Annotated in this window: 9 protein-coding genes and 1 tRNA gene; 5 read left to right on the top strand and 5 right to left on the bottom strand. The window is 43.1% G+C overall.

All coding sequences use genetic code 11. The annotated features are described in order from the left end of the window. The first annotated feature begins 178 nt into the window (after positions 1 to 178). The gene (locus NWP22_RS05840) at positions 179 to 1,627 is read left to right on the top strand and encodes a site-specific DNA-methyltransferase (RefSeq protein WP_280801622.1); all 1,449 of its coding nucleotides are present in this window, start codon (positions 179 to 181) and stop codon (positions 1,625 to 1,627) included. Positions 1,628 to 1,636: 9 nt separating this feature from the next. Then, a complete protein-coding gene (locus NWP22_RS05835) occupies positions 1,637 to 2,614 on the top strand; it encodes a type II restriction endonuclease (protein ID WP_271733216.1) in 978 nt (325 codons plus the stop codon). Positions 2,615 to 2,831: 217 nt separating this feature from the next. Here NWP22_RS05835 and NWP22_RS05830 read toward each other — a convergent pair whose 3' ends face one another. The 5 genes from NWP22_RS05830 to psbZ form a co-directional block, all read right to left on the bottom strand. Then, complete coding sequence (locus NWP22_RS05830; RefSeq protein ID WP_271733215.1) at positions 2,832 to 4,097, bottom strand: glutamate-5-semialdehyde dehydrogenase; 1,266 nt, start codon at positions 4,095 to 4,097, stop codon at positions 2,832 to 2,834. Positions 4,098 to 4,101: 4 nt separating this feature from the next. Further along, positions 4,102 to 4,509, bottom strand: coding sequence for a hypothetical protein (locus tag NWP22_RS05825; protein ID WP_271733214.1), 408 nt, complete (start codon positions 4,507 to 4,509; stop codon positions 4,102 to 4,104). Positions 4,510 to 4,751: 242 nt separating this feature from the next. Next, positions 4,752 to 4,823: transfer RNA gene (locus tag NWP22_RS05820), tRNA-Gly, on the bottom strand. A gap of 112 nt (positions 4,824 to 4,935) precedes the next feature. After that, complete coding sequence (gene ribH, locus NWP22_RS05815) at positions 4,936 to 5,517, bottom strand: 6,7-dimethyl-8-ribityllumazine synthase (protein WP_271733213.1); 582 nt, start codon at positions 5,515 to 5,517, stop codon at positions 4,936 to 4,938. 168 nt (positions 5,518 to 5,685) lie between these two features. After that, positions 5,686 to 5,874 (bottom strand): photosystem II reaction center protein PsbZ, encoded by a 189-nt coding sequence (gene psbZ, locus NWP22_RS05810; protein WP_271733212.1) that lies wholly within the window; start codon positions 5,872 to 5,874, stop codon positions 5,686 to 5,688. Between the two features lie 176 nt (positions 5,875 to 6,050). Here psbZ and NWP22_RS05805 point away from each other — a divergent pair, with 176 nt between their 5' ends. From NWP22_RS05805 to NWP22_RS05795, 3 genes are read left to right on the top strand one after another with little or no spacing between them, the layout of a single operon-like run. Further along, complete coding sequence (locus NWP22_RS05805) at positions 6,051 to 8,747, top strand: CBS domain-containing protein (RefSeq protein ID WP_271733211.1); 2,697 nt, start codon at positions 6,051 to 6,053, stop codon at positions 8,745 to 8,747. 16 nt (positions 8,748 to 8,763) lie between these two features. Beyond that, positions 8,764 to 9,120, top strand: a complete 357-nt coding sequence (locus NWP22_RS18300; RefSeq protein ID WP_334310758.1) for a DUF6883 domain-containing protein — start codon at positions 8,764 to 8,766, stop codon at positions 9,118 to 9,120. Between the two features lie 19 nt (positions 9,121 to 9,139). Continuing rightward, on the top strand, positions 9,140 to 9,388 hold the full coding sequence (locus NWP22_RS05795) for a DUF4926 domain-containing protein (protein WP_271733209.1): 249 nt from the start codon (positions 9,140 to 9,142) through the stop codon (positions 9,386 to 9,388). The last annotated feature ends 330 nt before the right edge of the window (positions 9,389 to 9,718 follow it).

Raw genomic sequence — 9,718 nt, 5'->3', positions numbered from 1 at the left:
CAAATCAAGCATAATTTGCTGTCTAATTATTTAATACAGCAACTCAAACGCCCAAGTATTCCTATGTGCTTGGTTTAATTGAAATTGTCCCGTGGCGCGGCTCCCTCCGCTCCCTATTTGTGCCAGTTGCGTAAGTCCTGTATTAAAGGCACTGATATAATAACCGTATGCGTGTTTTATGGGGACAATACTTGTGACAAGTCTGTCAAGCATCTCCGACATCACCCCTGAAGTCCAAAATAGTGCTCTTAGAAAAATTGATAACCTTGACAAACAATTGCAGCATCATTTTCAAACTAAGTTTTTAGTTCAGCCTGCACTTACTAGACTTTTAGTAAGTTTTCAAGCTAATAAAACAAGACCTATTTATCGATGGTACAAGTATAAAGAAGCGTTCTCTGCTTCTCTTGTTGAGCTTTTACTGGAAAAATACAGGCTTAATCAGGGCAAGATATTAGATCCTTTTGCAGGTAGCGGAACCGCTTTGTTTGCTGTTAGTGATTTGGGACTAGATGCCGATGGGATTGAATTGTTACCCATTGGTCAACAGATTATTGAAACCAAGAAGGTTCTCGATAGCGAATTTATATCCGATGATCTTATACGTCTCAAAACTTGGTTAAGTTCCCAAATATGGAAACAGAATGATAGAGAGTTCTGTTTACCAGAATTTAGGATTACAAAAGGAGCTTATTCTACAGAAAACAAAAGAGCAATTGGGCAATACCTCGGAGCTTTTTATCAGGAGAATCCAAGAGTCCGAAAAGTTTTGCTCTTTTCTTTGCTTTGTGTTTTAGAATCCATAAGCTACACTCGCAAAGATGGACAGTATCTTCGTTGGGATTATCGTTCCGGTCGTGGACAAGGTAAAAAGCCTTTCAATAAAGGTGAAATCTTAGATTTTGATAATGCGATCGCTAATAAAATCGCAGAAATTATTAATGACCTAAAACCTCATACACATCAGACAGAACTTTTTTCGTTTAAGAGAGCGCCTGGTAAAATCCAGCTTTACAAAGGGTCTTGTCTGAAATTGCTACCGACTTTACCTGATGCAATTTATGATGCTGTTATTACGTCTCCACCCTATTGCAACCGATATGACTACACTCGTACTTATGCATTGGAGCTTGCATTATTAGATATTTCTGAAAAGGGACTAATTGATCTCCGACAGGAAATGTTAAGCTGTACAGTCGAAAATCGCTCAAAAGATTTATTGGCTATGAATCCAAATTGGAGATTGGCTTTAGAGACTGCAAATTCACAACCTCTATTGCAAGCTATTCTGGGCTATTTAGATAATCAGAAACTTCAAGGTGTATTAAATAATAATGGGATACCCAGGATGGTTAGAGGTTACTTTGATGAAATGGCTTGCGTCATACAAGAATGTTCTCGCGTACTCAAACCCGGAGCAGTATTGTTTATGGTCAATGACAATGTGCGTTATTCTGGTATAAGTATTTCAGTAGATATGATCCTATCTGACTTTGCAGAGAAACTAGGTTTTATAGTTGAAAATATTCTCGTTTTACCCAGCGATAAAGGTAACAGTAGCCAGCAAATGGGAAACCATGGGCGTGCTCCCTTGAGAAAGTGTGTTTACGTATGGAAAAAACAGTAAGCCGCTCCTATGAATGCTTATCATAATCATCTTCAGTCTAGTGACGATCTTGTCACAACCTATGAAGCAACTCGTGCGGGCTTTGTAGCACTTGCCCTTGAGAAGAATCGACGGGCTAGCCCTTATGTTGCAGAAGCAAGGGCACTTCAAGAAGCAGCAAATCTGGCTAAGAGTCCTGCTGACTTATTACACATTCATGGTATCGACATGGGATTATTGACCGCGGCAGGATTGTCTGATAAGTCTCTTGCTTATTTGACACCAGAAGATAAAATTGATGCGATTAATGGTTTAGTCAAAAACTTTCTGGAGCCAGCAGGTGCAAACTTTGTAGAAGAATTAGTGTTTAGATTTCTCTTGACTCGTGGCGATACGCTTGGAGGCTCGATGCGTAATGTTGGTGGAGCTTTGGCACAAAGAAAACTAACTCGTACTATTCTTTCAACTCTTACAATTGCAGGTCAAAGATATCACTGGCAGCATTCAAGAACAAAAAAGTGGATAGGGATGACAAACGATGACGCAGAAATTGAATTATCTTTACGCGGACTCAGTTGGGAGAGTGATCTGGGTAGGCGTACACTTATCTATAACCTAAATATTCCCTTGGTTAAAAGTAATGTAGATATCTGTTTGTTCGACCTTGCTCCAGAAGCACTACCTGCTAATAAATCTCACAATATTAAAATTAAACGTGTTCAACTTGAGCCTTACACAATCGCATTGGGCGAACTCAAGGGTGGAATTGATCCAGCCGGTGCTGACGAGCATTGGAAAACAGCACAAGCGGCACTCAATCGTATACGACAATCATTCGCGGATGCTGGTCATTTATTACCACTTACATTTTTTGTAGGGGCAGCGATTGAGAGAAGGATGGCTACCGAAATTTGGAAGCAATTAGAAAGCCAGACGCTCAGTAATGCTGCCAACTTAAATGAGGAGAACCAAGTTGCATCTATTTCTCGTTGGCTATGTAGTTTGTAGAAGCAACAGCTAGCTAACAATTCGTGGTAGGGAACGGTCGAAAGCCGTTTGTGGTGAGTCCAAGGTTATCTGCCCCCGCTTATGAATATCTACCGCTAAATAGGTTTTCGCAAATCCCCCACCACCTCAGGGTTTAACTGGTGGATACCAGTTTCTCAATGTGACTAAGGGAACTCCACAACTGGGGTAAAATACAGCTTGACTTCTCTGTTCACTTCTAAAACCGCCCATTACCTTGAATAATATGTTTAGCAGTAGTTAAAGTTTCTAGGCTAACAAACCCCCTGCGGTGTCCTTTTTGGTTAGACATACCCAGAAATACTGAATCTCCACGGGAAGGGTTACGAGAAAACCGGGGGGAAGTGTTGATGTAGGTGGAGGCGCTATTCACCCCCAAGGCAAACTGGCGACTTTCTTGATAGGATTCCGTGGCAATACAGTCAGCGTGTCCGCTACTATATTGATTAATCCAAGCGATCGCATCTTCTAAAGTGTCTACCAGTTTAAATGATACGGTTTTTGTTAAATAAGCGCTACCCCATTCACCTGCTTTGACCGGTTGTAGGTGGGGAAACTCTGCTACCAGTTCTTCATCTCCTTTAATTTGAAAGCCTTTTTCTTGCAAGCTGTTCCACAGAACTGCTAAAGATGATGGCACAGCCTGGCGATGAATTAATACTTTTTCTATGGCGTTTACTGGGTCTGGTTCGCTTTCGTGGCTATCTATAATCATCCAGCGTACCATCTCTAAGCTGCTATTCACAGACCAGTAAAGGTAACAGTTACCCATTGCTGACTTTAACACTGGACAAGTTGACTGCCGCATTACCTGCTGGACTAAGCTAAAACGTCCGTAGGGTATGACTAAGTTCACATATTTGTCTTGGGTGACTAAATCTCGCATGGAAGCACCGTGTTCTGCCTTAATCAGTTCCACACAACCAGAGGGTAAACCAACTTCCTCAATGGCGCTTTGCAAGACATTGGCTATGGCCTGGTTGGAATGACTCGCCTCTGTACTGCCTTTGAGTATAATACTATTACCAGTTTTGATACATAAACCGGCGGCGATCGCCCCTAAATCAGGAAAAGCCTCATAAATAAATCCAATCACTCCCAAAGGCATTAACTGAGTGTAACTTTGAGAATCTTCTAGTTGATAGTTAGCAGTTCTGACTCGCCGTAAGGGGTCGGAAATTTCTCCTAACCTTTGCATAATTTCTACTGCTGCTTCTAACCTAGTGGGAGTCAGCTTTAGCCAATCTAAAATCAACTCTGGTACAGCCATTTCTTTGCTGGCTTCTAAATCCAAAGTGTTGGCTTCTAAAATGTCGTCAAAGGAATTTGCTAGCGCCTGAGCCATTGCCAACACAGCCCGACTGCGGTCTAATCCCTTGGTATACCCTAAGTTAAGGGAAGCTTGATAAGCGCGTTTAGCGCTATTAATAGGTTCAGGGTAATCATCCAAAACTTCAACAGTCATTGAATTAACGTCTGTAAGTAAGCCAGACCATCAGTGCTGGCAGAATAGCCAACAGTACAGCTACTATTGCCCAAGCAATAATTCTAGAACTATTTGCCAATTGCAGTGCTAATGGTAACCATATAATCACTAGCACGAAAATAATCCCTAATGCTATAGGTAGATAGCTTTGTCTCATCTGAGTAGGCACAACACGCCAACTATTTCCCGTCCAGTACCAGGCTCGCTGGTAGGGATAGCTAGTTGGAAGTTGTTCTAGGATATGTCCATTATCTTGCACTACAAAGATTTGTTGACAGCGATCGCAACCAAATGCTTCTGTAAGTGTAATTGGAACTAACTGTCCTTTGCGACGGCACGGACAGATATATTCCCCATTCAAGTCAATTTTTTCGGGTTTTTGAGATGGCACAAGCGTTCTATTAACTTGAGCGTGTGTTTCTTGTTGTGAAGAGAATACCTTCCCTAAATAGTTTGGGGTTTGGTTCCCCTATATCAATGCCCAGCAGATGGTAGATCATGCTGCCATTCCAATAGCGAGACTATATCATGTGTAGTACACCCATAAAATACAAGTTGACTACACCCCAAACTCTCTAACTCAATGTAAATGCTCTTAGTATATATATTAACTTAGAGTTTTTACTTTTTACAAGCGGGTAACGCGATTCGAACGCGCGACATTCACCTTGGCAAGGTGACGCTCTACCACTGAGCTATACCCGCAATCTCCATCCTTTATCTATATTCTCAGATATATTTTTATTTGTCAACCCCCAATTTTGCCAGTTTTCCCTCTCCTGGACAAGGAGAGGAGCGGAGCCACTCAGAACCAGTCTCAGCCTACTTCTTTTGACTCGGCGGCTAAACTGCCCAAACTTGGACTAGAAAAAGATCCTGGTAAAGACTGGCCATTCTGGGGGGATAACTCTGTGAGACTAGACCGCAATTGTCGCATCAGGTTAGCCATTTCCAGAGCGTTCATGGCATAATCCCAACCATGATTGCCTTTAATACCCGCCCGCTCTAAAGCTTGCTGCATGGTATCCACCGTCAAAATGCCAAAAATTACCGGCACACCAGTTTGGAAGCTAGCGGCTGCAATCCCCTTAGAAACTTCAGCAGATACATAATCAAAATGAGGCGTTTGTCCCCTAATGACAGCACCTAGACAAATTACCGCATCATAACGATGGGAAAGTGCGAGTTGGCGTGCTACTAGAGGTACTTCAAAACTTCCCGGAACCCAAACATAGTCTACCTGACTACCATAGGGGTCCGGGTCTACACCGTGGCGTTTCAAGCAATCTTGACAACCCTCTAACAGCTTCCCGGTAACAAGGTCGTTGAATCGAGCCACAACCACTGCTAAATGTAACGGTTCGGCTGGTGGAGCAAAAGTTCCCTCAAAAACTGCCATGACTGCCTCTTAATCAACTATACTCTGGCCAATATACATTTCTTCTTTCAATGCTCAAGAGCAGGAGAGCACAGTTATGTAAATAGAACAAGATAACAGGAAAATCTTGTTCTTGGCTCTTCTGCTCCGGCGCTATGCTATTTTGGCGAAATAGACCTCAGCGATCGCTTAAACTACAAAAAAGTTTAATATACCCACTAAAATCACCAAAGCAAACCAGACTCCGGAACCAACCCAGAGCAGTTTTTTTGATTCTACCCAACTTTGCGGAGTAGCATAGGCCACAGGAACCCCAATTACTAACACAAAAGATGTGAGAACTAAAGATATCAGAGCGAATTGAAATATTATAGTCATTTTTGCTTCTCCCAAAACAGCGGAATACTAAAGATACAATATCCTAAAGGGTGACCCAACAGTTTTTACTCATATGTTAAGCTAGCAGAAATTGCGTCACCATACTCATTAGGAACTAAATTCTAGTTGGTCGTGAGCAATCCCTCACCGCCAATGAATATTTCCCACACAGGACTATGGACTTAATTCTTTGTCACACCACGGCTGATTTCGATGCCTTGGCAGCTGCGGTAGGTTTGAGCTGTTTATTGCCTGGGAGCAAGATTGTACTTAGCGGTGGCGCACATCCCCCCGTGAGAGATTTTTTAGCATTGCACCGGGACGAGTATCCCATCATGGAGAGACGTTCAGTCATTCCCGAAGAAATTCGTTCTTTGAGAGTCGTTGACACACAACATCGCGATCGCCTGGGTAAAGCCGCCGAATGGTTAGAATTATCCAACATAGAAGAAATCATAGTTTATGATCATCACCTCAGTCAACAGCTAACTATTCCGGCCACACAATCCCACATTGAACCAGTGGGAGCCTGTACGACCTTAATTGTGGAAGAGTTGCAAAAACAAGAAATTGCCCTTACACCAGTCCAAGCCACAGTCATGGCCTTAGGTATTCATGTAGATACCGGCTCATTAACATTTGAAAGTGCCACACCCAGAGATGCTTTAGCTTTAGCTTGGTTAATGCAACAAGGAGCCAGAGCATCAGTAATTTCAACTTATCTTGACCCTGGGTTATCGCCTCAACTACAACAGCTATTAACTGAAGCCCTGGAAAACTTAGAGTATTTTGATTTACTAGGATATAAAATCGCCTGGGTGACCATAAAAACAGATAATTTTGTACCAGGACTATCAAGTTTAGCTTCAGAGCTTGTAGAATTAACCCAAATAGATGCCTTACTACTGGCAAACGAATATACCCACAAAGAAGGCGACTTGCGTTTAACAATCATTGGTAGGTCGCAAATTCCCGGCGTAAATCTCAATCTCCTATTTCACATATTCGGCGGTGGTGGACATTCTCAAGCCGCATCCCTAAGTCTGCGCCAAGGAAATACACAAGAAATATTACAACAACTCCTAGAAGGCATCAAAACCTCAATTCCCCATCCTCCCACAGCCAGAGACTTAATGTCTTCCCCAGTCCGGACAATTAGACCGGAAACCACAATTTCCCAAGCACAAAGAATTTTATTACGTTATGGACATTCTGGTTTATCTGTAGTTGATACCCAAGGAAAACTCGTGGGAATTATCTCACGACGGGATATAGATATTGCCCTACACCACGGATTTAGTCATGCACCAGTCAAAGCCTACATGACAACTAAAGTTAAAAGCATCACACCAGACACCATCCTGCCAGAAATTCAAGCCCAAATGGTAACCTATGATATTGGACGCTTACCAGTATTAGAAAACGGGCAATTAGTGGGAATTGTCACCCGTACCAACGTACTGAGGGAATTACATCAAGCCGAAGCGGAAAATAAATTCCCCATCACCAATTCCTTCAAAACTAACTTGAATACAGAATTACAAAATCGCCTAGCGCCGCAGATGTGGGAATTACTCACCGTAGCATCCCAAGCAGCGGAAAAACGCGGTTGGCATCTTTACTTAGTAGGTGGTGCGGTGCGAGACTTACTGTTAGCAGAATCAGCCGCAGGGACATTAATGATTACAGATATAGACCTTGTAGTTGATGGCTTTCACCAAGCAGCAGATGTTGGCGCTGGTGTAGAACTAGCCAAAGCACTACAGAAAATTTACTCAGGGGCGCGGCTAGAAATTCATGGTGCTTTTCAGACCGCGGCCTTATTGTGGCACAAAGACCCAGAACTAAACTCATTGTGGATGGACATCGCCACAGCTAGAACAGAATTTTATCCTTACCCAGCTGCAAATCCGGAAGTTGAAGCTAGTTCCATTCGTCAAGACTTGTATCGCCGTGACTTTACCATTAACGCCCTGGCTGTGCGGCTGACCTCCCCTCGTCCTGGGGAATTACTGGATTTCTGCGGTGGTTTGATAGATTTACAAGCCAAGCAAATTCGGGTATTACACCCCAACAGCTTTATTGAAGACCCTACGCGCATTTATCGCGGTGTACGGTTTGCTGTCCGCTTTGGATTTGAAATAGAAGCCCAAACAAAAGACTTTATCAAGTATGCCATTAACAGTGGGGTTTACGATCGCACAGCCCAAACCAACATCAAAACCCCAGCCCTACAGACTCGACTCAAAGCCGAGTTAAAATATATTCTCCAAGCCCCCTATGGTAAATCAGCCTTACAACTACTCAATGAATTAGGGGCGTTGCAATGTATCCATCCTACCCTGAAATTAGATAAATCACTTGTGCAGCAATTGCGATTGTTAGAAGCCTGTTTAAGACGATTTGACCCGCAAAACCACCTCATCCCCTGGGAGATGCGCCTAGAAGCCCTAATCGCCCATTTAGAACCACAATATCGAGTCAAGGTAGCCACAAATCTGCACCTACCAGAAGATGGTATTCAACGCTTGCAAAACTTAGCTACAGCCCAAACACAGGTGATGGAATTATTGCCAACTTGTCAGCGTCCCAGTCAAATAGTGCAGTTACTGCGACAGTATGATTTACCCATGCTGATTTTAACAGCTTTGCAAACAGACCGAACCCTCAGACGGCAGATATGGGGTTATTTGCAAGTTTTAGTGAACGTGCAGCCTCTACTCAATGGTAATGATTTAAAGAAATTAGGCTACAAACCCGGGCCGCAATATCGGCAAATATTAGATGATTTACTTGCTGCTACTGTGGATGGAGTGATTAAAGACACAGCCGATGCAGAAAATTTTTTAGCCCGGCACTATCCTGCTATATAAATCCTAGAACTGAGGAATGCTTATCCATGTCAGCTTTTTCATGCTCCTTCCCAATGCAGAGAACGCAATTGTCGATATTCGTAAACTTCGCGACTATTGCCTCAATCCAGAACATAACGATGGCAAGCACAAAGCGCGACTGTTTTTATCGTGCCTTGGGATGACTGCTGATAACGCTGAAGAATTACGCCAAATTTTGCTTGAAGTGATTCAAACTCAAGAAGTGCGACTCGGCAGACAAGATGAGTTTGGGCAACGCCATACACTAGATTTTACGATTGAATGGCAAAATAGAAGTGCGACCCTTCGGAGTGGCTGGATCATTGAGCATGGTTCGGAAATTCCGAGGTTAACAACCTGCTACCCACTGTAGTGCTTGGAGGTGATCAGAGATGCCAAAAAATACAGCCAAATTGCTAGATGTTATAGCTTTGACCGTTGACCTTCCTGAATATAATTTATGGCGCGGGCAAGTTGGGACAGTGGTTGAACTGTTAGCTGATGGTACAGCATTTGAGGTCGAATTTAGCGATCGCGCTGGACGCACTTATGAATCTGTCGGGTTGCGTTCGGAGCAAATTATGGTGTTGCATTTCGAGCCAGCATCACCTGACATCAAATCTACAATGGTCACAGCGTAAGCCGCATAACAACTCTGCTGGAGCGGACTGATGAAAGACTTGGTTGTGTTGCAAAGGCTACTCACAGCCGCCCAGCAGGAACGTTAGACTGAATATCGCTAAGTGCGATTTGTTCTCTCGATCGGGAGCATTTATGCTCAGGGATGAGAGGTAAGACTGGGTAAAAACCAGATTCTTATAACTGTATGTCTAAATCCACCCCTACAATCTCGTGCTGCTTATCTATTGCTTTGTGTTCTTGCTCGTAAGCAAAAGCAATGAACCAGCTATTAGCAGTCTTTGATATTGTGATTGATTTACAGGTTGTGTGTGGCAAGCCTTCATAAGTTT

Origin of the sequence: Anabaenopsis tanganyikae CS-531 (assembly GCF_029891675.1) — a bacterium.
Classification (GTDB): Bacteria; Cyanobacteriota; Cyanobacteriia; order Cyanobacteriales; family Nostocaceae; genus Anabaenopsis; species Anabaenopsis arnoldii.
Note: the sequence above shows the minus strand (reverse complement) of the source record. Positions and strands in the feature narration are given on the sequence as shown.

What these genes read in the sequence shown, in the direction of transcription:
- psbZ (WP_271733212.1), bottom strand. Translation starts at nt 5,874, where the DNA reads ATGACTATAATATTTCAATTCGCTCTGATATCTTTAGTTCTCACATCT.
- NWP22_RS05795 (WP_271733209.1), top strand. Translation starts at nt 9,140, where the DNA reads ATGCCAAAAAATACAGCCAAATTGCTAGATGTTATAGCTTTGACCGTT.
- NWP22_RS05830 (WP_271733215.1), bottom strand. Translation starts at nt 4,097, where the DNA reads ATGACTGTTGAAGTTTTGGATGATTACCCTGAACCTATTAATAGCGCT.
- NWP22_RS05805 (WP_271733211.1), top strand. Translation starts at nt 6,051, where the DNA reads ATGGACTTAATTCTTTGTCACACCACGGCTGATTTCGATGCCTTGGCA.
- NWP22_RS05835 (WP_271733216.1), top strand. Translation starts at nt 1,637, where the DNA reads ATGAATGCTTATCATAATCATCTTCAGTCTAGTGACGATCTTGTCACA.
- ribH (WP_271733213.1), bottom strand. Translation starts at nt 5,517, where the DNA reads ATGGCAGTTTTTGAGGGAACTTTTGCTCCACCAGCCGAACCGTTACAT.
- NWP22_RS05840 (WP_280801622.1), top strand. Translation starts at nt 179, where the DNA reads ATGGGGACAATACTTGTGACAAGTCTGTCAAGCATCTCCGACATCACC.
- NWP22_RS18300 (WP_334310758.1), top strand. Translation starts at nt 8,764, where the DNA reads ATGCTTATCCATGTCAGCTTTTTCATGCTCCTTCCCAATGCAGAGAAC.